This window comes from Kitasatospora sp. NPDC056327 (assembly GCF_042261735.1).
Lineage (GTDB): Bacteria > Actinomycetota > Actinomycetes > Streptomycetales > Streptomycetaceae > Kitasatospora.
This window is the reverse complement of the sequence record NZ_JBHJRC010000144.1, coordinates 1-20098: the sequence shown is the minus strand read 5'-3', so window position 1 is coordinate 20098 and position 20098 is coordinate 1. Positions and strand designations below refer to the sequence as shown.

The following is a 20098-nucleotide window of genomic DNA, read 5'->3' as shown; positions in this document are numbered from 1 at the left end:
GGGCGGGCGGCGCTGCGCCGGGCGATGAAACGGTCAACTCGGTGGCGTGCCGAGGGGTCACGTCCGCCACCCGCACGGGGGAGGCGGACCGAACACCCGGCGCCCCGGCGAACGCTCAGCCGATGGCGACCTCCGCGTACATCCGGGCGATCACGTCCTCGATCGCGGGCTCGCGCACCGAGAGGTCGACCAGCGGGTAGCGGGCGGCGACGGCGGCGACCACCGGGGCCGCGCTCTGCTGCGCGGGGAAGGCCAGCCACTGGCGCGGGCCCTCGACCCGGACCACCCGGGCGCCGGGCACCTCGATCGGCGCCCGGGCCTCGGCCAGGTCGACGACCAGGGTCCGCTCGCTGTCGCCGACCGCGTGCAGGCCGTCGAGCCCGCCGTCGTAGACCACCCTGCCGTGGTCGATCACCATGACCCGGCCGCAGAGCTGCTCGATGTCGGTGAGGTCGTGGGTGGTGAGCAGCACGGTGGTGCCGAGGTCGTGGTTGACGTCGCGCAGGAAGTCGCGGACCCGGCCCTTGCTGATCACGTCCAGGCCGATGGTCGGCTCGTCGAGGTACAGCACCGCGGGGTCGTGCAGCAGCGCGGCGGCGAGGTCGCCGCGCATCCGCTGGCCGAGCGAGAGCTGGCGGACGGGGGTGTCGAGCAGCGCGCCGAGGTCGAGCAGCTCGACGCAGCGTTCCAGGTTCTCGCGATATCGCCGGTCGGGGATCCGGTAGAGGCGGCGGGCGAGTTCGTAGGAGTCGCGCAGCGGGAGGTCCCACCAGAGGGTGGTGCGCTGCCCGAAGACGACGCCGATCCGGCGGGCCAGCGCGACCCGTTCGCGGGCCGGGTCGACGCCGGCGACGCGCAGCCGGCCGCCGGTGGGGACGAGGATGCCGGTGAGCATCTTGATGGTGGTGGACTTGCCGGCGCCGTTGGGGCCGATGTAGCCGACGCACTCGCCGGCATCGACGGTGAAGGTCAGTCCGTCGACGGCGCGCACCTCGCGCTTCTCGCGCGTCCAGCGGCCGTTCCTGGCGCGGACGGTGAAGGTGCGGCGGACGTCGTCGAGCTCGATCAGGGCCATGGTGGTTCCTCGGGGAGAAGGGGCGGGTCAGCTGCCGGCGCCGCGGTAGGCGCGCAGTCCGGCGCGCCAGGCCAGTCCGGCCGCGGCCAGGGCGGCGACGGCGGCGACCGGCGAGGCGAACTGGAACGCGGTGGGCAGGCCGAGCGGATCGGGCTTGTCGAGGATCCGCAGCGCGGGCAGCCAGTTGACGAAGGCCAGCGGCACGCCGAAGACGGTGCCGGCGACCAGTTCCCTGGCGAAGACGGTCGGCGGGTAGTGCAGCAGCGTGGCGCCGCCGTAGGTGAAGGAGTTCTGCAGCTCCCTGGCCTCGCCCCACCAGAACTGGAGGCTGGCGAAGCCGATGAAGACCGCCGAGAAGATGAGGGTGCCGCAGACCGTCAGGACCGGCAGCAGCAGCACCCGGTCCCAGGTCCAGTGGACGTCCAGGGCGGTCAGCGACCAGACCAGCACGGCCGCCGCCTGGGCGGGCCGGCCGAGCCGGCGCAGCGAGAACCGGTCGGCGCAGAGCTGGGCGAGCGCGGGGGCGGGCCGGACCAGCATGACGTCGAGGGTGCCGGCCCGGATCCGCTCGCCGAGGGCGTCGATCGAGCCGACGAAGAGGTTGGCCAGGCCGAGGGCGAGGGCCGAGGTGCCGTAGAGGAAGGCGAGTTCGGCGAGGTTCCAGCCGCCGAGCGTGTCGGTGTGCCGGAACATCAGGAGGATCACGACGAAGTCGAGGAAGGTGACCACGACGCTGGCGGTCAGCATCATCACGAACGACGCCCGGTAGGACATGATCGCCCTGGTCCACATGGCGGCGGCGAGCCACCAGGAGCGCAGCGCCCAGGCGGTGCGGGCGGTCAGGGGTTCCCGGGCGGTCAGCGGTTCGCGGGCCGCCCGCGGGCCGCCGGGGCCGCGGGCGGTGAGGGCCTGGTCAGCCACCCTGGACCACCACCTTGCGGGTCGCCAGGAGCTGGACCAGCCGGCCGGCGCCGAGCAGCACCGCGGCCCAGGCGAGCTGGAACCCGAGCGCACCCAGCAGTTCCGTGCCGGTGACCCGTTCCAGGAAGACGTCGGTCGGCACCTTGACCAGGGCCGCCCAGGGCAGCAGCGGGGAGAGGGTGCCGAGCCAGCCCGGGAAGAGCGCGAGCGGCAGCAGCATCCCGGAGAAGAACAGCGACACCACCAGCATGACCGAGCGTACCCCGTCCGAGTCGTGCAGCCAGAAGCCGGTGAGCGAGACGAGGAACCGCAGGCCGAAGCTGACCACCACCGCGAGCAGGGTGGCGAGCAGGAACGCCGCCCAGGTCAGCGGGTGTCCGGGCATCCGGGTGTCGAAGACCAGGGCGCCGGCCAGCGTCGGCGGCACGCCCCGGGCGAGCAGCTGGAAGGCGGCCCGGCCGAGGTCGGTGGCCAGCCACCAGCCCTGGAAGTCCACCGGGCGGTAGAGGTCGACGGCGATGTCGCCGCTTCGGAAGCGCTCCTGGACGTCGTCCTGGAAGCCGCCGCCCATGACGGCGACCGTCATCAGCAGGCCCTGGCTGACCCAGATGTAGGTGACGGCGGAGGCCTGGTCGTAGCCGCCGAGACCGGGACGGGCCTGCCACAGGGCGAGGAAGGTGTAGGCCAGGATGAAACCGAAGACGGTGTTGGTGAAGGCCCCGGCGAGGGTGGCCGCCCGGTAGGTGGAGAAGCGCCGGAACGCGCCGGCGGCGACGGCACCGTACAGGCCCAGGGCGGCGCGCACGCCGCCGCCGGTATCGGGGGGCCGGAGCCGGGGCCGCCGCATGGCTACATTCTGCATATTGTCTCCTTATCGACAATTGGCGGCACAGGGAGGTCCCCGGCCGCGGGAACGCATGCCGGAACGGCCCCGGCCCGGCCCGCCCCGGGGGTGCCGGGCCGGGCGGGCGGAGCCGGACCGGGACGGAGCCCGAAGTGGCTGCGCTATGACGTTTGCACCTTTCACCGTACTGCGGCGGAATCCACCGCGCACCCGGTTTTCCGACCGGCCGCCCCAAGCCGCTCCAGCACCTGAACCGGCGTCAAATAGCACATAATCTCGGCATGACCCCGAGCACCGGACGCCAGGCCAGACGGGCCGCCCGCCGCGATGCGCGCCGCGCCCTGCCGTTCCTGCGGCGCCTGCTGCCCACCTGGCGGGTGGTCACCGGCGCCCTCCTGGGCGCGCTGCTCCTCGCCGTCGGCGCCTTCGCCGTGCTCTACGTCGTCGTGCCGCTGCCCGACCCCAACGCCCAGGCCGTCGCCCAGAGCAACATCTACCTCTACGCCGACGGCGTCACCGAGATCGCCCGGACCGGGGCCGTCAACCGCACCGACGTCACCATCGACGAGGTCCCGGTCGTCACCCGCCAGGCCGTCGTCTCCGCCGAGGACCGCACCTTCTACCAGAACCGCGGCATCGACCTGAAGGGCATGGTCCGGGCCGGCTGGAACACCCTCACCGGCCGCGGCCTGCAGGGCGGCTCCACCATCACCCAGCAGTACGTCAAGAACTACTACCTGACCCAGACCCAGACCGTCGAACGCAAGGGCCGCGAGGTCCTCATCGCCCTCAAGGTCGACCGGCAGCGCGACAAGGACGAGATCCTCACCGGCTACCTCAATACCAGCTACTTCGGCCGCGGCGCCTACGGCATCCAGAGCGCCGCCCGCGCCTACTACGGCGTCGACGTCCCCGAACTGACCCTCGCCCAGAGCGCCTACCTCGCCGCCCTGCTCCAGGCCCCCAGCGCGTACGACGTCCGGACCGCCACCCCCGCCAACCGCGCGAAGGCCGTCGCCCGCTGGCACTACACCCTCGACGGCATGGTCCAGCTCGGTTTCCTCAGCGCCACCGACCGCGACGCCGCCGTCTTCCCCGACCCCGTCGAACCGCAGCCCGCCACCGGCCTCGCCGGACAGGCCGGCTACCTGGTCGGGGTCGCCGACGACTACCTCACCGCCGGCGGCATCCTCGACGCCGCCACCCTCAAGGCCGGCGGCTGGCGCATCACCACCACCTTCGAGCAGGACAAGCAGGACGCCTTCACCCGCGCCGTCCACGACGAGCTCACCGCGGAACTCGACCCCGCCGCCCGCCCCGGCACCGACACCGACGTCCGGGTGGCCGGCGCCTCCGTCGACCCCGCCACCGGCCGCGTCCTCGCGGTCCACGGCGGACCCGACTACGCCCGGCAGCCCTACAACGACGCACTGCGCCAGGACAACCAGATCGGCTCCACCTTCAAGCCCGTCGACCTCGCCGCCGCCCTGACCGCCGGCCGCGGCAGCGGCGACGCCCGGCCGGTCACCACCGAGACCCGCTACGACGGCACCAGCGAACGGCCCGTCACCGGCGCCCCCACCCCGTACGCCCCGCCCAACGAGGACGGCACCGACTACGGCTCCATCACCCTGCGCCAGGCCATGGTCAGGTCCGTGAACTCGGTGTACGCGCAGGCCGGCGTGGACGCCGGACTCGCCCGCGTCCGCGAGACCGCGCTCCGGCTCGGCATCCCCGCCGACGTCCCCGGCCTGGACCCGGCCAACCCCTCGATGACCCTCGGCACCGCCACCCCCAGCGCCCTCGACCTGGCCGGCGTCTACGCCGCGCTCGCCAACCACGGCGAGGCCCACCGGCCCTGGTCGGTGTCCGCGCTGGCCCGGGTCAACCCCGGCACCGGCTCCGCCGAGGTCCCGCGGCTGCCCGGGCACGACCCCGTCACCGCACTCGACCGGAGCACCGCCGACGCCGTCACCGACGTCCTGCGCGACGTCATCAGCCCGCAGGGCACCGGCGCCGCCGCCCTGGCCCTCGGCCGGCCCGCGGCCGGCAAGACCGGCACCACCGACGCCAACCTCTCCGCCTGGTTCGCCGGCTACACCCCCGAACTCGCCACCGCGGTCGGCCTGTTCCGGGAGAACCCGAAGACCCACGCCAAGGAGCCGCTGGCCGGCACGGCCGGCTACGCCCGGATCAACGGCGGTGCCTTCCCCACCCGGATCTGGACCGCCTACACCGCCGAGGTCCTGGACGGCACCGTCGTCCGCTCCTTCGACCTCGAACCCGGCCGGGACAACGGGCGGCCCGGCGGCGGCGAGACCACGAGCACGCCGGCCGGCACCACCCCGGCCGGCGCGTCCGCCGCCCCCACCACCACCCCGCCCGGCGCCCCCGCACCCGCCGCCGGCGGCACCGGCACCGGCGGCGGTGCGACCGCCCCGGGCACCGGCGGAGCGCCGACGGCGCCCGCCGTCCCGGTCCCGACCGCCCCCCGGCGGCCCACCGCGACCACCGGCCCCGTCACCCCCGCCGCCACCGAACCCGGCCGCACCACCACCGCCCCGGAACCGTCCACGCCCCCGGCGCCCACCCCGCAGGAACCCGCGCAGCCGCAGTCCACCCCCAGCGCGCGGCCCGGCTCCGACCGGCCCGGCTCCACACCGCCGACCACCACCCCCGGCCGGACCCCCGACCCCACCCGCACCGCCGTCCCGCCGCCCACCACCCTCAAACCCCCGGCCACCGCCCAGCCCGGCAGCCCGCCCCCGCCGTAGGACCCTCCCCGGACCGCGGCGACCGGCGCGCCGCGGCCCGGGACACGCCCGCCCCCGGACCCGACCGGCGGGACGGAACCCTGCGCCCCGCGGCTCAGGCCACCAGCTCCCGCTCCAGCGGCGTCCGGAACCTCGGCGTCACCCGGACCTCCCCCAGCCACCCCGCCAGCCGCCGCGCCTGCGCCCCCACCGCCGCCTCCGCCTCCGCCTCCGCCCCGACGTCCCGGAACAGCCGCCACACCACCTCGCCGTCCGCCCGCTGCGCCCACCCGCCGACCACCCGGCCGCACCACCACACCGTCGGCCCGGCGTTCCCCGCCCGGTCGAACAGCGCCGGCACGTCCTCCGGCCGCAGGTACCAGTCCCGGCCCCGCCACCCCATCACCGCCGGGTCCAGCGACGGCAGCAGCGCCGCCCAGGGCTCCGGCTCCGCCACCGGCCCCTCGTCCCCCGGCAGCACCAGGCCCGCCGCAGCGCCGTCCAGCGCCACCTCCACCGCGCCCAGGTCCGCCAGCGCCGCGCGGACGTCCCGCAGCGGCCAGCCCGTCCACCACTTCACGTCCTCGACGGTGCCCGGCCCGTACGCCGCCAGCCAGCGCCGCACCACCTCCGCCTTCGCCTCCCGCACCGGAACCTCCGGCCACTGCGCCACCGGCGCCCACGGGTAACTGCTGCTCAGCCACGACCCGCGCGGCCGGGACCGCCGCACGTGCCCGTCCGAGGCCAGCAGCCGCAGCAGCCGGCTCCCCACGCTCTGCCGCGCCTCGTACGGCTTGCCCGCCGACATCACCATCGCCTCGCGCAGCGCCGGCACGTCCGCCCCCAGCTCCGCGGTGGTCGCCTCGCCGCGCACCGCGAGGGCCGCCAGCACCTCGCGCTCGGTGTCCGCCAGCCGCTCCTCGTCCCACCCCTCGGCGTACTCGGCGAGGTGCTTCAGGAGCGTCGCCCGCTCCTTGACCGCGATCTGCCGCGCCGCCGCCGCGCTCACGTACGGCGCGAACCCCTCGGTCACCGCGAAGATCGTCCGCCGCATCGACAGCAGCTTCACCAGCGAGACGTCCTCGTACAGCGCCCGCTCCACCTCCGCCGCCGACGGCTCGCGCAGCCGCGCGCACGCCGACAGGTACACCGTCGCGGCGTCGGTGGCGTGCAGCCCGACCACCGCGTCGGCGACCTCCTCCACCCCCGGCGCCCACCCGTCCGGCGCCAGCAGCAGCCGCCGCCCCAGCCGTGCGCGCCGCTGCCCGTCGTCGATCCGCCCCGCCCCACCGATCACCATGGGCGGATCCTACGGGCCGCCGGGGACACCGGCCGCGACCCCGGACCACCGGCGCCCGGACGGCGGCCCGGTCCGCCCGGGCCGGCGCACCGCCCGCCCCCGGACGCACCAGTGGGCCGCCGCGCCCACGGCACGGCGGCCCACTGCGGGATCCCCCGGACGGCTACAGGTAGAGGCCCGTCGAGCCCTCGGTGTCACCGAAGCGCATCGCGGCCACGGCGTGCAGGTCGCGCTCGCGCAGCAGCACGTAGGTGGCGCCGCGGACCTCGACCTCCAGCTTGTCCTCGGGGTCGTAGAGCACCCGGTCGCCCGGCTCCACGGAGCGCACGCTCTGGCCGACGGCGACCGCCTCGGCCCAGGCGCAGCGCTTGGAGATCTCCGCGGTCGCGGGGATGAGGATGCCGCCGGTGGAGCGGCGCTCGCCCTCACCGGCCTCGGTCTTCACCAGCACCCGGTCGTGCAGCATCTTGATCGGCAGCTTCTCGCCCAGCCGGTCGTGACGCGGCGAGTCGGCCTCGGCGGGGAAGGACTGCTGGGTCGGTTCGTCGTTCGTACTCACGACCCCGAAGGTACCGTTCCCGGGCGCGGCGTGTGACGCCGGTCCGGAACCGGGCGGGAACGCACCGGGCCGGGCACCCGGTGCCCGGCCCCGAAGGTGCGCCCGCCGCTCAGCGCTTGCGGCGCCTGCGCGCCGCGGCGACCAGCAGGACCACACCGGCGCCGACCAGCGCGGCGGGGACGACGCGCTCCTTGCGCGGCTGCCCCTTCTCGTCCACGAACTGGGCCCGGGCCCGCTCGACCAGCCCGCTGGCGGCCACGTACGCCTTGCCGGCCCGCTCCTCGACGGTGGCCACGGCCTTCGCCCTGACCTGGGCGGAGATGGTGGTCGGGTGGACCCGCATGGCGAGCTCGTCCAGGGTCTCCGCCAGCTGGGTGCGGGTGCGGGTGATGTCCGCCTCGATCTGGGCGGCCGTCCGCGCCGACTTGTCCGTAGTGCTCGCCTCGCCCACTCGGGCCACCCCATTCACTGATGTTTGTCCTGTGCGACTGACCCAGTGTGTCAGTTGGCACGCGGGCCCGCGCGGCCCCACCCACCATCGGAGGTAAGTTTGCCGTGGTACGACCGCCCGTCCAGCACCAGGAGAAATCCCGTGAGTGAGCGTCTCCGGCCCGGTGACACCGCGCCCGCCTTCACCCTGCCCGACGCCGACGGCAACGAGGTGTCCCTCGCCGGCCACCTCGGCCGCAAGGTGATCGTCTACTTCTACCCGGCCGCGCTCACCCCCGGCTGCACCAAGCAGGCCTGCGACTTCACCGACAACCTGGAGGTGTTCGCCGGCGCCGGGTACGACGTCATCGGCATCTCGCCGGACAAGCCGGAGAAGCTCGGCCGGTTCCGCGAGGCCGAGGACCTCAAGGTCACCCTGCTCTCCGACCCGGAGAAGAAGGTGCTGGAGGCCTACGGCGCGTTCGGCGAGAAGAAGCTGTACGGCAAGACCGTGACCGGCGTGATCCGCTCCACCGTGATCGTGGACGAGCAGGGCAGGGTCGAGCACGCGCTGTACAACGTCAAGGCGACCGGCCACGTGGCCAAGCTCCTGCGCGACCTCAAGGTCGGGGACGCCTGACGCACCGTCCGGACGCGGCGGCGACGGGTGACGCTTCGTCACCGCCGCGTCCCGGTGCTGTCCGCGCTCCGCCCCGGGCCTGTCGCCGGACGGCCGGAACCCCCTAGCGTTCTGCCCACCGGGCGCCGGGCGCCCGGGTTCCGCCCTTGCCACAGGAGTAGAGCCGTGCAGAGTGCCAGATCCGTGTCCACCGCCCGTGCCGCCGTCGCCGGCGCGATCGTCGCCGCGCTCGCGCTGACGGCCTGCGGGCCGGAGAACGAGGACACCCCGGCTCCCCCGCCCGTCACGGCCCCGCCCGCCTCGACCGCGCCCGTCACCGGCGCGCCGTCCGCACCGGCGGCGACCCCGACGGCACCCGCGTCCGCCCCGGCCGGTTCCTCCGCGCAGCCCTCCGGCCCGGCCGGCAAGCGCCGGGTCGTCGAGGCGAGGACGGCCGGCGGGCTGACGAGGACCACCGGCAAGGACGCGGTCTCCGACGTCGCCGTCGACCCGGGCGAGATGCGCGAGAACATGCACCTGGTGGTCTCGAACTACGACCGGCCCGGCCAGACCTCCGGCCGCCGGATCCTGCTGGTCGCCGTCGACAACGTCCCCGAGGACCCGGCCAAGCGCCGCGAGCACCTCTGGCGCGGCATGATCGACTACGCGCTGCAGAACGGCTCCACCGGCGACCCGACCACCGCCGTGCCGTCCCCGGCCGGCCCGCTCGGCGGCTCGGTGGAGTGCCTGCGGCTGCCCGAGGCCCCCACCACCGACGTGATCTGCGGCTGGTCCGACGCCTCCACGGCCGGTGTCGCGCTGTTCCCGAAGAGCACCCCGGCGGAGGCCGCCGCCCAGTTCGTCGCGATGCGCGGCGACATCGAGAAGTAGCCCCGCCCGGAGCGGCGCACGAAGCAGCGGTGGCGGCGCACCCCCCGACCGGGTGCACCGCCACCGCCGTCTCTCACCTCAGGCGACCGCTGTCATCAGCAGGCGCCGAGGTCGCTCCAGACACCCCAGGCGCCGCTGGCGCTCGGGTCGTCGCCCTTGGTCCACCACTTGTTCTGGTAGTAGTGGCCCTTCCAGGAGACCTTGGTCGGGGTGGCGTAGGTGGTGCCCGCGTCCCAGACCGGGGCGCCCGCACAGGTCGCCGGCGTGGTCGGCGGCGTCGTGGGAGGCGTGGTCGGCGGGGTCGTGGGCGGGGTGGTCGGCGGCGTCGTGGGAGGCGTCGTCGGCGGAGTGGTGGGCGGGGTGGTCGGCGGCGTCGTGGGAGGCGTCGTCGGGGTGGTCGTGCCACCGCGGGTCAGGTCGCCCTTGAGGCCGTACAGCGTGCCGGCCACGTTGACCGTCCAGTTGGACGGGGTGGACACCGGCAGGTAGTAGACGAAGTCCATGTCGATCGACGCGCCCGGCGCGAGCGACTGCCAGCCCGGCAGCTTCACCGAGACGCGGTTGTAGGTGCCCTTGAGGCCGCCCACGTTGCCGGTGCCGGTGTGGTCCTGCTTGATGACGGTCAGACCGAAGCCGGACTGGTCCTTGGCGTTGCCGGGAGCCGAGTTGCTGTAGTCGAACTGGAACTCGGTGCCGCCCGGCAGGGTCAGCGTCGAGTTGTTCACGATGTGGATCTTCGGGTTGATCGGGTAGTTCGAGTCACCCAGCGCGAAGTTGGTGAACGACACGTCGATCGGCAGGGTCTGCTTCGGCAGCGCCGTCGTCGCCCGGACCGCGCCGTACGGCGAGGCGGCCTTGAACTTGTCGTACATCAGCGAGGTCAGCGTGGTGCCGGGCACGTACTGGCCCTTGCCGCCGTTGGCGGTGGCGTCCCACTTGTAGTCGCCCGCGAGCTCCCAGATCATCGCGCCGCCGGCGCCCTGGTTGACGATGTAGTCGGCCTTGGCGCCGACCGACTGCTCGTCCTCGGTGGACAGGAACACCTTCTTGGTGTCGTTCCACAGCCACGGCGCCGCCAGGGTGGAGCTGTAGTTGCGGACGTAGCTGCCCTGCAGCGCGGTGTCCTTCACGCCGTACTTGGAGAGGTAGTCGGGCACGACGCCCTTCTCCAGGTTCTTGGCGTGCCACATCGGGTTCGACCCGGCCGGGGACTCCTTGCCCGCGTCGTCCTTGTCGTTCCAGATGTTGTCGATGCCCACCGCGCCGTCACCGCACGCGGTCAGGCCCGAACCGACCGGGCAGGTGGTCGCGGAGGCGGTGCCCCAGAGACCGTTGGTGCCGCCCTGGACGTTCTTGAAGCCGCGGGTGTAGTACGGCAGACCGACGTTGATCCGGCCGCCGGGCATCGAGCCGCGGAAGTAGTGGTACGACCAGTCGGCGTTCAGGTAGCCGATGCCGCCGTACTGACCGGTGCCGTAGACGTTGGCCGCCGCCAGCTCGCCGTCCTTGCCGTCGTCGAACAGCGAGGCGTTCGGGCCGACGTACTTGTTCCAGGCGCCGTGCAGGTCGTACGACATGATGTTGACGTAGTCCAGGTACTGCGCGATCTGGAACGTCTCCATGCCGCGCAGCAGGTAGCCGGACGACGGGGCCGCGACCGACAGCAGGTAGTGCTTGCCGTCGGCGGCGCCGGCCCGGTCCAGCTTCTCGCGCAGCGTCTTCATCAGGGCGGCGTAGCCCTTGGCCAGCGAGCCGCGCTTGCTGTTGGCGAGCTGCCAGTCCAGCGGGTTGCCCGCGTCCTTCATCGAGGTCGGGTACTCGTAGTCGACGTCGACGCCGTTGAAGCCGTACTTCTTGATGAAGTCCACGGACGAGTTGGCGAAGGCGTCGATGCCCGCCTGGTTGACGCTGCCGTCCGGGTTGACGGTCATCGAGTAGAAGCCGCCGGAGTTGACGCGCTTGCCGTCGTCGCCGAAGTACCCGCCGGTCTCGGTCCAACCGCCCACCGAGATCATGGTCTTGACGTTCGGGTACTGCTTCTTGTACTTCGTCAGCAGGTTGAAGTGGCCCTTGTAGGGCAGCGACGGGTCGAGCTCGGCACCGGGCACGCCGGGGAAGGAGATCCCGGTGGCCTCGTTCTTGTCGTTGTCGGTGCCGACCGACAGCTTGTTGTCCGGGCCGACGTGGCCGAACGCGTAGTTGAGGTGGGTGACCTTGTCCCACGGGATGTCGCTGACCAGGTACGGCGGGGTGCCGTCCTTGCCGGTGCGCCAGCCCGTGAAGTAGCCGATGATGCGGCGCTGGTGATCGGCGCCCATCTTCTCGCGGCCTTCGGTGTCGTAGACGCTGCAGTACGGGACGTCGACGCCGGGCGTGGCGTAGAGGCCGTCCGGGCGACAGGCGGCGTTGTCGACGGTGGCGGACGCCTGGGACGGCGCCGCGCCCAGCGTGGCCACCAGCAGGCCGGCGAGGCCGGCGGCAGCCAGCGAGGCCAGGCCGGCGCGGGCCACCGGGCTCTTGGAACGACGGGCAGCGGTGGGACGCCGCTCCGCCGTGGATCGGATCAACACTCGGTCCTCCGGGCAGAGTGTCGGCGCGTACCTGTGGGGGAGCACGCACGTGGGGGAAAGCAGATTGGCGCCGAAGCTATGTGGTCTGAACCACATAGGTCAATAGGTCTGTACCAATTGGTAATCAATTCCCCAACATCGCCGGTCGAACGGCCGATTGTCGACGGTCATCCCGCGCCCCGCACCCCCCGGCCACCCCACCGCCCGCGCCTCAGCCCTCCGTTCGCTCCTCCGCATGCCGACGGCTGTGCCGCGCCACCCGCACCCGCGTCCCGCACGACGCCGAGCACCACGCACGCCGCGCGTGCTGCTGCAGGAAGAAGAGGATGCAGCCCGGCGCCGGGCACGCCTTGACGGACCCCCGCCGATCCCCCGTCAACAACTCCACCGCCGCCCCGGCCACCCGCCCCAGCAGCACCCGCCCCCACTCCCCCGCCGAACTCCCCGGCACCGCCGCACCCACCGCCCCCGGCGGCAGCTCCAGCCACCCCGGCGCCGCCCGCACCGCCGCGTTCACCACCGCGACGTCCGCCTCCGCCGCCGGCTCCCCCGCCACCACCGCCGTCAGCACCCCGCGCAGGGCCAGACGCAGCTCCCGGAACGCCGCCAGCTCGGCCGCCCCCGGCGCCCCCGCCGGCGCACTCGCCGGATCCAGCGCACCCGCGTGCCGCTCCACCCACACCGCGAGGTCCGCAGGCCTGGTCAGCACGTCCACCAGGTGACCACGGAGCCCGCCCCGCACGAACGTGGTGTTCACCAGGTCCAGCGCCAGGTGCTCACCGTCGACCGGCATCTCGTCGACCGTGCCCGCGCTCATTTCTCCACCCATATCCACACCTAACGGTAACGCGGCTTGCCATCCGCTAGCGAAGCCACGCAGACTAACGTCACAGACCATCCGAACCCGTTAGGAGCGCCGAGCCGCCATGCCCCTGCCCAGCCGCGCACCCGCGCGCCCCGCCCCCACCGCCGTCCTCGCCTCGACCGCCACCGCCGTCACCGCACTGCTCCTCCTCGCCGCCCTCGGCACCCTCACCGGCCACCCCCTGCTCATCCCGCCGCTCGCCGCCTCGATGGCCCTCATCGCCGGCGCCCCCGACCTCCCGCTCGCCCAGCCCCGCAGCGTCATCGGCGGCCAACTCCTCTCCGCCCTCACGGGATACGCCGTCCTCGTCGTCGCCGACCCCGGCTACTGGTCCGCCGCCGTGGCCGGCGGCCTCGCCCTCGGCGTGATGGCCCTCGCCCGCACCCCGCACTCCCCCGCCGCCGCGACCGCCGTCATCGTCGCCCTCACCGCCCCCGCCGCGTTCCCCTTCCTCCCCCTCCTCGCCCTCGCCGCCACCCTCCTCACCCTCACCGGCCTCACCGCCGCCCGCCTCCGCAACCGCCCCTACCCCACCTACTGGTGGTGAGCCCGTGACCTCCCGCCCCACCGTTCGTTCACACGTACGGGGGACGGGCGCACACGGGCCCGAAGGGGGAGACATGACCACCGGATACACCCGCGAACTGCTCGCGGAGACCGCCGCCGGCGCCGCGTCGCTCGACGAGATGCTCGTCGCACTCGACAGGGAACCGAACAGGGACCGCCGCAAGTACCTGCGCCGGAAGCTGACGGAGTACGGCGTCGACACCTCGCACTTCCGCCCCGGGGGAAGCGTCTACACGCGCGAACTCCTCCAGGAGGCCGTCGACGCCTCGTCCAGCGTCGCCGGAGTGGTGCGCCACCTCCGGCTGCGGCAGGCGGGCGGCACCCAGGCCCACATCGGGCGACGGATCAAGGCGCTCGGCATCGACACCTCGCACTTCACCGGCCAGGCCCACCAGCGCGGCCGGGCCTCCACCCGGCGACTGCCCCCGGCGCAGGTGCTGGTCCGGCGCCCGCCGGAGGCGAAACGGCTGCCCGGCGCCCGGATCCGCGCGGCCCTGTCCGAGCTCGGCCGGCCGGAGCACTGCGAGGGCTGCGGCACCGGACCGCGGTGGCGGGGCCGCCCGCTGACCCTGGAGGTCGACCACATCAGCGGGGACTGGTCCGACAACCGGCCGGAGAACCTCAGGCTGCTCTGCCCGAACTGCCACGCCGTCACGGACACCTACTGCCGACGGAAGGGAACCCGTCCGGCGGGGTCCGCCGGACACCTCCACCGGGGCGGCTCAAGCACTGGTAATGGCGGTGTTCCCGCACCCCCCGAGCCCCTAGACTGAAGGCCTTGCGGCCTTGGCGAAATGGCAGCCGCGCGGGTTTTAGGTGCCCGTGGGAGAAATCCCGTGAGGGTTCGAATCCCTCAGGCCGCACTAGCCTAAGAATCGAAGGCCCGCCCGGAGTGACCTCCGGGCGGGCCTTCGACGTTCGCAGAGGCGGGCCTCAGCCGGTCAGGGCCTTCACGAGCGGGGCGAGGGCGCGGAAGGCCTGGCCGCGGTGGCTGATGGCGTTCTTCTCTGCGGGGGTGAGTTCGGCGCAGGTGCGGGTCTCGCCGAGGGGCTGCAGGATCGGGTCGTAGCCGAAGCCGCCGTCGCCGGAGGGGGCGGTTCGCAGGGTGCCGAGGAGGCGGCCCTCGACGACGTGCTCGGTGCCGTCGGGCAGGGCGAGGGCGGCGGCGCAGAAGAAGTGGGCGCCGCGGTGTTCGGGGGCGATGTCGGAGAGCTGGGCGAGCAGCAGGTCGAGGTTGGCGCGGTCGTCGCCGTGCCGGCCGGCCCAGCGGGCGGAGAAGATGCCCGGGGAGCCGTTCATGACGTCCACGCACAGGCCGGAGTCGTCGGCGACGGCGGGCAGGCCGGTGGCGCGGGCCAGGGCGTGCGCCTTGATCAGCGCGTTCTCGGCGAAGGTGACGCCGGTCTCGGGGACGTCGGGGATCTCCGGGTACGCGTCGGCGCCGACCAGTTCGACGTCCAGGCCGGCGTCGCCGAGGATGTCGCGGAGTTCGGCGACCTTGTGCTGGTTGCGGGTGGCGAGGATGAGTCGAGTGGTCATGAAGCCACCCTAAACCGGGCGAACCCCCGTGACCCCGTGACCCCGCGTCAGCCGGTGCAGACCTTGGTGAGGTTCGACGCGGCGTCGCCCAGCGGCTTGAAGTCCGGGACCTGCTTGTTGTTGACGGCCTGCTGGACCTTGTCGACCTGGGTGCTGAGGTCGGTGATGGCCTGGGCGACGTCGGTGTCCTTGGAGTTCTTGCCCAGCTGGTCGAGGTCGTTCTTGAGGTTCTGCAGCGCCTGCCCGGCGGCGGCCGCGTCGTTGCTCGCGTTGCTGTAGGCGTTGCTGACCTCGTTGATGTCCCCGGTGATCTTGACGGCGGTGTTGCCGCAGTCGAGCGCCTTCTGGGCGGCGGAGCAACTGACCGCGCTCAGCGGGAGGATGGCGATCAGGCCGGCCACGGCGAGCAAGGTGGGGCGGGCGATGCTCTGGGGCATCCGGTCCTCCTGGGTGCGCGGGTATCCGGTGGGGAAGGACGCGTGCCCGGGGATTTCCGGAAACCGAAACGGAACCGGTACATCATGGGGTAATGGGGACGCGGAAGGCGCCTCCCGGAGCAGCTTCCGGGAACCTCCGGAGCACCGCCGGGGCCGCTCAGCCCTCCAGGTCGCCGAGGACCTTGCGCTGGATCCCGTCGAGCTCGGCGCAGCCGAGGGTGCCGAGGTCGAGCAGCCGGTCGAGCAGGCCGCGGTCGAAGGGGGCGCCCTCGGCGGTGCCCTGGACCTCGACGAAGCGGCCGTCGGAGGTGCAGACGATGTTCATGTCGGTCTCGGCGCGGACGTCCTCCTCGTACGGGAGGTCGAGCATCGGGACGCCGTCGATGATGCCGACGCTGACGGCGCTGACCCCGCCGGTGATCGGCTTGCCCTTGGCGCGGAGCAGCTTGCGCTCGCGGGCCCAGGAGACGGCGTCGACGAGGGCGACGTAGGCGCCGGTGATGGCGGCGGTGCGGGTGCCGCCGTCGGCCTGGAGGACGTCGCAGTCGAGGACGATGGTGTTCTCGGCGAGGGCGCGGTGGTCGACGACGGCGCGCAGCGAGCGGCCGATGAGCCGGCTGATCTCGTGGGTGCGTCCGCCGAGGCGGCCCTTGACGGACTCGCGGTCGCCGCGGGTGTTGGTGGCGCGCGGGAGCATGGAGTACTCGGCGGTGACCCAGCCCTCGCCGCTGCCCTTGCGCCAGCGCGGGACGCCCTCGGTGACGCTGGCGGTGCACAGCACCTTGGTGTCGCCGTAGGAGATGAGGACGGAGCCTTCGGCGTGCTTGCTCCAGCCCCGTTCGATGGTGACGGGGCGGAGCTGGTCGGGGGTGCGGCCGTCGATGCGTGACATAGGCACCGAGCGTAGTCGGTTTCGGTGGCTGGTCCGGGTACGCCCCGAGGCGTCCGGGTTCTGCCCGCGGAGGCGGCCGGGGGTGCCCCGGGGGCAGCGGGGTGGTGTCCGGGGAGGCCGCCGGGGTGTCCGGACGTGCCGCGGCCCGCCGGTCCTGGAGGAGCGGCGGGCCGGGCGGAGGTGGGCCTGGTGGGCTCAGCTCACATCATGTCCTCGATGTCGGCGGCGATCGGGTCGGCGTCGGTGCCGATGACGACCTGGATCGCGGTGCCCATCTTGACGACGCCGTGGGCGCCGGCGGCCTTCAGCGCGGCCTCGTTGACCAGGGAGGCGTCCTTGACCTCGGTGCGAAGGCGGGTGATGCAGCCCTCGACCTCTTCGATGTTCTCGATGCCGCCGAGACCGGCGACGATCTTCTCAGCCTTGCTGGCCATTGCTTTCTCCCTCTGTCTCGGCCCGTCGGCTGCTCTGCCGGGTGCCGTTCTGCGCTGTGACCTCGGTCGCGGTGACGTGCGGTCAGTGGTCGGTCGTGCCGTGGCGCGCGCTGCCGGGGCAGCGCGACCAGCATGACCCGAGCCGGACCGATATGCCACGTTAGTCCACTTTTGGCCCATTCCGACGCGCATGCCCCGGATCGACGCCGGAGGATGACGAACAGTGGGGCCGTCTCCCGGCGCGCGGCCTGCGTCCCAAAGTGGTCTACACCAATATATGTGTACTCCGATGAACGCAGGAAGAGCCCCGGGTGTTCCCGGTCCCCGCCCGAGGGCCCCTCCCGGGGGCCACCGGCCGGCCACTGCACTCGGAGGGCGAAGGATGAGTTCGGCAGGCGCCACAGCATCGCAGACGACCTGGTGGCACACCTTCTACGGCGGCCTCCAGAAGATGGGCCGCTCGCTCCAGCTGCCGGTGGCCGTGCTCCCGGCCGCCGGCATCCTCAACCGGCTCGGGCAGGACGACGTCTTCGGCAAGGACGGCCTCGGCTGGGACAACGTCGCCAAGGTCTTCGCGGCGGCCGGCGGCGCGCTGCTGGACTCCTCGCTCGGCCTACCGATGCTGTTCTGCATCGGCGTCGCGATCGGCATGGCGAAGAAGGCCGACGGCTCGACGGCGCTGGCCGCGGTGGTCGGCTTCCTCGTCTACTACAAGGTGCTGCACGCCTTCCCGGAGAACTGCAAGCCGCCGACGGTGCTGGTCAGCGACCAGTGCGTGGACTACACCTCGGCGAAGGCGGCGGCCGCGACCTACCAGAACCCGGGCGTGCTCGGCGGCATCCTGATCGGCCTGATGTCGGCCTGGCTCTGGGTGCGGTTCCACCGGACCAAGCTGGTCGACTGGCTGGGCTTCTTCAACGGCCGCCGCCTGGTGCCGATGATCACCGCCCTGGTCGGCATGCTCACCGCCTGCGTCGCGCTCTGGGTCTGGCCGCCGATCGGCCGCGGCCTGAACGACTTCAGCCAGACCCTCGCCGACATGGGCGCGGGCGGCGCGGGCCTGTTCGGCCTGTTCAACCGGGCACTGCTGCTGATCGGCATGCACCAGCTGCTCAACACCTTCGTCTGGTTCCAGTTCGGCGAGTTCACCAAGCCGGACGGCACGATCGTGCACGGCGACATCCCGCGCTTCCTGGCCGGCGACCCGACCGCCGGGCAGTTCCAGTCCGGCTTCTTCCCGATCATGATGTTCGCGCTGCCGGCCGCCGCGCTGGCCATCGCGCACTCGGCGAAGCCGCACCGCCGCAAGGAGATCTACGGGCTGATGCTCTCGGTCGGCCTGACCTCCTTCGTGACCGGCGTCACCGAGCCCATCGAGTACTCCTTCGCCTACATCGCACCCGCGCTGTACGCGGTGCACGCCGTGCTGACGGGCCTGTCGATGGGACTCACCTGGGGCTTCGGGGTGCACGACGGCTTCAGCTTCTCGGCCGGCCTGATCGACTACGTGATCAACTGGAGCCTGGCCACCAAGCCGTGGCTGATCATCCCGATCGGCCTGGGCTTCGCCGCCGTCTACTACGCGCTCTTCCGCTTCATCATCGTGAAATTCGACCTGAAAACCCCGGGGCGCGAGGACGAGAGCGAGGTCGAGGACGTGACCAAGGCATAAACCGAGCGTCACCGCGCAGAATCCGAAAAGGCCCCCGGACCGCCGTCCGGGGGCCTTCGGCATATCCGGGCCGGGCCGTTGGTCCCGGTGCGGAGCGCCGGAGCCGCCCGTCCGGCGAGCCGTCGTGACCTGCCGGGGAGCTCCCGGCGGGTCCGTGTTTTTGTTGCGCAAATAGCCAAAATCCCAATCACTGCGGGTAATCAAGATCACTGATCCGCAAGTAGGTTTCGATTTCATAGCGCTTCCCATCAGCAGCGCTTTCAAGGGTTCCCCGGCCCCTCCGCGCGTGCTACAAAACTGGTCTACACCACGTGTGGTGTAGACCAGTTCGCGGTTCGGCCCCCTGTGCTCCTACCCCCCGACCGATCCGCCCTTGCCGTTAGGAACCCACCCCCATGAGTCAGTCTGCGCAGGCACCGGCGCCCGCCACGGCTCCGGCCACGCCCAGTCCCAGCAAGAAGTTCGGCCAGAACCTGCTGCAGGGTCTGCAGAAGATCGGCCGCAGCCTCCAGCTGCCCATCGCCGTTCTCCCCGCCGCCGGCCTGCTGGTGCGCCTGGGCCAGGACGACGTGTTCGGCAAGGACGGCCTCGGCTGGAACAAGGTCGCCTCGATCTTCGCCGCCGCCGGCAACGGCGTCTTCGACAACCTGCCGCTGCTCTTCGCGGTCGGCATCGCCATCGGCTTCGCCAAGAAGGCCGACGGCTCGACCGCCCTCGCCTCGCTGGTCGGCTTCCTGGTCTACAAGCAGGTGCTGACCGCCTTCCCGATCACCGAGGCCCAGATCCTCCCCGGCAAGGACGCGGCCGCCACGTACCAGAACCCGGGCGTGCTCGGCGGCATCGTGATCGGTCTGCTCTCCGCCGTGCTGTGGCAGAAGTACCACCGCACCAAGCTGGTCGACTGGCTCGGCTTCTTCAACGGCCGCCGCCTGGTGCCGATCATCATGGCCTTCGTCGGCACCGCCGTCGGTGTGTTCTTCGGTCTGGCCTGGGGCCCGATCGGCGACGCCATCAAGAGCCTGAACGACTCCCTGATCGGGGCCGGCGCGTTCGGCGCGGGCGCCTTCGGTCTGGTCAACCGCGGTCTGCTGCCGGTCGGCATGCACCAGTTCGTGAACTCCTTCGCCTGGTTCCAGACCGGTGACTTCACCAAGGCCGACGGCACCGTCGTGCACGGCGACCTGACCCGCTTCTTCGCCGGTGACCCCACCGCCGGACAGTTCATGTCGGGCTTCTACCCGATCATGATGTTCGCCCTGCCGGCCGCTGCCTTCGCCATCGCCCACACCGCCAAGCCGCACCGCCGCAAGGCCGTCACCGGCATGATGCTGTCGCTGGCGCTGACCTCCTTCGTGACCGGTGTCACCGAGCCGATCGAGTTCTCCTTCGTCTTCATCGCCCCGGCCCTGTACGTCATCCACGCCGTCCTCACCGCCGTCTCGATGGCCGTGACCTGGGGGCTGGGCGTGCACGACGGCTTCACCTTCTCCGGCGGTCTGATCGACTACCTGCTCGCCTGGAACAAGGCGACCGACCCGTGGATGATCATCCCGCTCGGCCTGGTGTTCGCCGCGCTGTACTACTTCCTCTTCCGCTTCGCGATCGTCAAGTTCAACCTCAAGACCCCCGGTCGCGAGGACGAGGACGAGATCGAGGACGTCACCAAGGCCTGACGCCGGGAACCACCTGACGCCGCTCACGGCCCCGCCCCGCCCCCGCTCCCCCGGGTGG

The 20098-nt window shown here is 72.5% G+C and carries 19 protein-coding genes and 1 tRNA gene; 8 read left to right on the top strand and 12 right to left on the bottom strand.

Going from position 1 to position 20098, the window contains the following annotated elements:
- Positions 1 to 115 precede the first annotated feature (115 nt).
- The 3 genes from ACFCX4_RS21095 to ACFCX4_RS21085 are packed head-to-tail and all read right to left on the bottom strand — an operon-like array spanning position 116 to position 2789.
- Positions 116 to 1075 carry an ATP-binding cassette domain-containing protein gene (locus tag ACFCX4_RS21095; protein ID WP_376144610.1) on the bottom strand — a complete coding sequence of 320 codons (960 nt, stop codon included), beginning with the start codon at positions 1073 to 1075 and terminating at the stop codon, positions 116 to 118.
- 27 nt (positions 1076 to 1102) lie between these two features.
- Positions 1103 to 1996 (bottom strand): ABC transporter permease, encoded by an 894-nt coding sequence (locus tag ACFCX4_RS21090; protein ID WP_376144608.1) that lies wholly within the window; start codon positions 1994 to 1996, stop codon positions 1103 to 1105.
- Complete coding sequence (locus ACFCX4_RS21085; RefSeq protein WP_376144614.1) at positions 1989 to 2789, bottom strand: ABC transporter permease; 801 nt, start codon at positions 2787 to 2789, stop codon at positions 1989 to 1991. The genes ACFCX4_RS21090 and ACFCX4_RS21085 overlap by 8 nt, the downstream gene beginning before the upstream one ends.
- A 332-nt stretch (positions 2790 to 3121) precedes the next feature.
- Between ACFCX4_RS21085 and ACFCX4_RS21080 the strand changes: the two genes are divergently transcribed.
- The gene (locus ACFCX4_RS21080; protein ID WP_376144606.1) at positions 3122 to 5614 is read left to right on the top strand and encodes a transglycosylase domain-containing protein; all 2493 of its coding nucleotides are present in this window, start codon (positions 3122 to 3124) and stop codon (positions 5612 to 5614) included.
- 94 nt (positions 5615 to 5708) lie between these two features.
- Here ACFCX4_RS21080 and ACFCX4_RS21075 read toward each other — a convergent pair whose 3' ends face one another.
- The 3 genes from ACFCX4_RS21075 to ACFCX4_RS21065 all read right to left on the bottom strand — a co-directional run bounded on the left by ACFCX4_RS21075 (position 5709) and on the right by ACFCX4_RS21065 (position 7903).
- Positions 5709 to 6893 carry a winged helix DNA-binding domain-containing protein gene (locus ACFCX4_RS21075; RefSeq protein WP_376144604.1) on the bottom strand — a complete coding sequence of 395 codons (1185 nt, stop codon included), beginning with the start codon at positions 6891 to 6893 and terminating at the stop codon, positions 5709 to 5711.
- A 163-nt stretch (positions 6894 to 7056) separates the two neighbouring features.
- Positions 7057 to 7359, bottom strand: coding sequence for a co-chaperone GroES (locus ACFCX4_RS21070; protein ID WP_078881937.1), 303 nt, complete (start codon positions 7357 to 7359; stop codon positions 7057 to 7059).
- Between the two features lie 202 nt (positions 7360 to 7561).
- The gene (locus ACFCX4_RS21065) at positions 7562 to 7903 is read right to left on the bottom strand and encodes a DUF3618 domain-containing protein (RefSeq protein WP_376144602.1); all 342 of its coding nucleotides are present in this window, start codon (positions 7901 to 7903) and stop codon (positions 7562 to 7564) included.
- 141 nt (positions 7904 to 8044) lie between these two features.
- Here ACFCX4_RS21065 and bcp point away from each other — a divergent pair, with 141 nt between their 5' ends.
- Both bcp and ACFCX4_RS21055 read left to right on the top strand, forming a co-directional pair.
- Positions 8045 to 8521 carry a thioredoxin-dependent thiol peroxidase gene (gene bcp, locus ACFCX4_RS21060; protein WP_376144600.1) on the top strand — a complete coding sequence of 159 codons (477 nt, stop codon included), beginning with the start codon at positions 8045 to 8047 and terminating at the stop codon, positions 8519 to 8521.
- Between the two features lie 165 nt (positions 8522 to 8686).
- The gene (locus tag ACFCX4_RS21055; protein WP_376144598.1) at positions 8687 to 9391 is read left to right on the top strand and encodes a hypothetical protein; all 705 of its coding nucleotides are present in this window, start codon (positions 8687 to 8689) and stop codon (positions 9389 to 9391) included.
- Between the two features lie 95 nt (positions 9392 to 9486).
- Here ACFCX4_RS21055 and ACFCX4_RS21050 read toward each other — a convergent pair whose 3' ends face one another.
- Positions 9487 to 11955 (bottom strand): chitinase C-terminal domain-containing protein, encoded by a 2469-nt coding sequence (locus ACFCX4_RS21050; RefSeq protein ID WP_376144612.1) that lies wholly within the window; start codon positions 11953 to 11955, stop codon positions 9487 to 9489.
- Positions 11956 to 12172: 217 nt separating this feature from the next.
- Positions 12173 to 12778: a CGNR zinc finger domain-containing protein gene (locus tag ACFCX4_RS21045; protein WP_376144596.1), complete on the bottom strand. Its 606-nt coding sequence runs from the start codon at positions 12776 to 12778 to the stop codon at positions 12173 to 12175.
- A gap of 109 nt (positions 12779 to 12887) precedes the next feature.
- On the opposite strand from ACFCX4_RS21045, the gene ACFCX4_RS21040 reads away from it, so the two are divergent.
- The 3 genes from ACFCX4_RS21040 to ACFCX4_RS21030 all read left to right on the top strand — a co-directional run bounded on the left by ACFCX4_RS21040 (position 12888) and on the right by ACFCX4_RS21030 (position 14256).
- Entirely contained in the window at positions 12888 to 13373 is a 486-nt protein-coding gene (locus tag ACFCX4_RS21040) for an HPP family protein (protein WP_376144594.1), read from the top strand.
- Positions 13374 to 13446: 73 nt separating this feature from the next.
- Complete coding sequence (locus ACFCX4_RS21035; RefSeq protein WP_376144592.1) at positions 13447 to 14166, top strand: HNH endonuclease; 720 nt, start codon at positions 13447 to 13449, stop codon at positions 14164 to 14166.
- 7 nt (positions 14167 to 14173) lie between these two features.
- Positions 14174 to 14256 (top strand) — tRNA-Leu (locus tag ACFCX4_RS21030).
- A gap of 70 nt (positions 14257 to 14326) precedes the next feature.
- Here ACFCX4_RS21030 and rdgB read toward each other — a convergent pair.
- From rdgB to ACFCX4_RS21010, 4 genes are all read right to left on the bottom strand, one after another.
- Entirely contained in the window at positions 14327 to 14932 is a 606-nt protein-coding gene (gene rdgB, locus ACFCX4_RS21025) for an RdgB/HAM1 family non-canonical purine NTP pyrophosphatase (protein WP_376144590.1), read from the bottom strand.
- 47 nt (positions 14933 to 14979) lie between these two features.
- On the bottom strand, positions 14980 to 15369 hold the full coding sequence (locus tag ACFCX4_RS21020) for a hypothetical protein (protein WP_376144588.1): 390 nt from the start codon (positions 15367 to 15369) through the stop codon (positions 14980 to 14982).
- Between the two features lie 157 nt (positions 15370 to 15526).
- Positions 15527 to 16261 (bottom strand): ribonuclease PH, encoded by a 735-nt coding sequence (rph, locus tag ACFCX4_RS21015; RefSeq protein WP_376144586.1) that lies wholly within the window; start codon positions 16259 to 16261, stop codon positions 15527 to 15529.
- A 200-nt stretch (positions 16262 to 16461) separates the two neighbouring features.
- Entirely contained in the window at positions 16462 to 16695 is a 234-nt protein-coding gene (locus ACFCX4_RS21010; protein WP_057237617.1) for a glucose PTS transporter subunit EIIB, read from the bottom strand.
- Positions 16696 to 17077: 382 nt separating this feature from the next.
- Here ACFCX4_RS21010 and ACFCX4_RS21005 point away from each other — a divergent pair, with 382 nt between their 5' ends.
- Together ACFCX4_RS21005 and ACFCX4_RS21000 are read left to right on the top strand one after the other, a co-directional pair.
- Entirely contained in the window at positions 17078 to 18367 is a 1290-nt protein-coding gene (locus ACFCX4_RS21005; protein ID WP_376144583.1) for a PTS transporter subunit EIIC, read from the top strand.
- 395 nt (positions 18368 to 18762) lie between these two features.
- Positions 18763 to 20040: a PTS transporter subunit EIIC gene (locus tag ACFCX4_RS21000; RefSeq protein ID WP_376144581.1), complete on the top strand. Its 1278-nt coding sequence runs from the start codon at positions 18763 to 18765 to the stop codon at positions 20038 to 20040.
- The last annotated feature ends 58 nt before the right edge of the window (positions 20041 to 20098 follow it).

What these genes read in the sequence shown, in the direction of transcription:
- ACFCX4_RS21080 (WP_376144606.1), top strand. Translation starts at nt 3,122, where the DNA reads ATGACCCCGAGCACCGGACGCCAGGCCAGACGGGCCGCCCGCCGCGAT.
- ACFCX4_RS21040 (WP_376144594.1), top strand. Translation starts at nt 12,888, where the DNA reads ATGCCCCTGCCCAGCCGCGCACCCGCGCGCCCCGCCCCCACCGCCGTC.
- ACFCX4_RS21035 (WP_376144592.1), top strand. Translation starts at nt 13,447, where the DNA reads ATGACCACCGGATACACCCGCGAACTGCTCGCGGAGACCGCCGCCGGC.
- ACFCX4_RS21020 (WP_376144588.1), bottom strand. Translation starts at nt 15,369, where the DNA reads ATGCCCCAGAGCATCGCCCGCCCCACCTTGCTCGCCGTGGCCGGCCTG.
- ACFCX4_RS21000 (WP_376144581.1), top strand. Translation starts at nt 18,763, where the DNA reads ATGAGTCAGTCTGCGCAGGCACCGGCGCCCGCCACGGCTCCGGCCACG.
- ACFCX4_RS21005 (WP_376144583.1), top strand. Translation starts at nt 17,078, where the DNA reads ATGAGTTCGGCAGGCGCCACAGCATCGCAGACGACCTGGTGGCACACC.
- ACFCX4_RS21070 (WP_078881937.1), bottom strand. Translation starts at nt 7,359, where the DNA reads ATGCTGCACGACCGGGTGCTGGTGAAGACCGAGGCCGGTGAGGGCGAG.
- ACFCX4_RS21075 (WP_376144604.1), bottom strand. Translation starts at nt 6,893, where the DNA reads ATGGTGATCGGTGGGGCGGGGCGGATCGACGACGGGCAGCGGCGCGCA.
- ACFCX4_RS21010 (WP_057237617.1), bottom strand. Translation starts at nt 16,695, where the DNA reads ATGGCCAGCAAGGCTGAGAAGATCGTCGCCGGTCTCGGCGGCATCGAG.
- ACFCX4_RS21095 (WP_376144610.1), bottom strand. Translation starts at nt 1,075, where the DNA reads ATGGCCCTGATCGAGCTCGACGACGTCCGCCGCACCTTCACCGTCCGC.
- rph (WP_376144586.1), bottom strand. Translation starts at nt 16,261, where the DNA reads ATGTCACGCATCGACGGCCGCACCCCCGACCAGCTCCGCCCCGTCACC.
- rdgB (WP_376144590.1), bottom strand. Translation starts at nt 14,932, where the DNA reads ATGACCACTCGACTCATCCTCGCCACCCGCAACCAGCACAAGGTCGCC.
- ACFCX4_RS21045 (WP_376144596.1), bottom strand. Translation starts at nt 12,778, where the DNA reads ATGAGCGCGGGCACGGTCGACGAGATGCCGGTCGACGGTGAGCACCTG.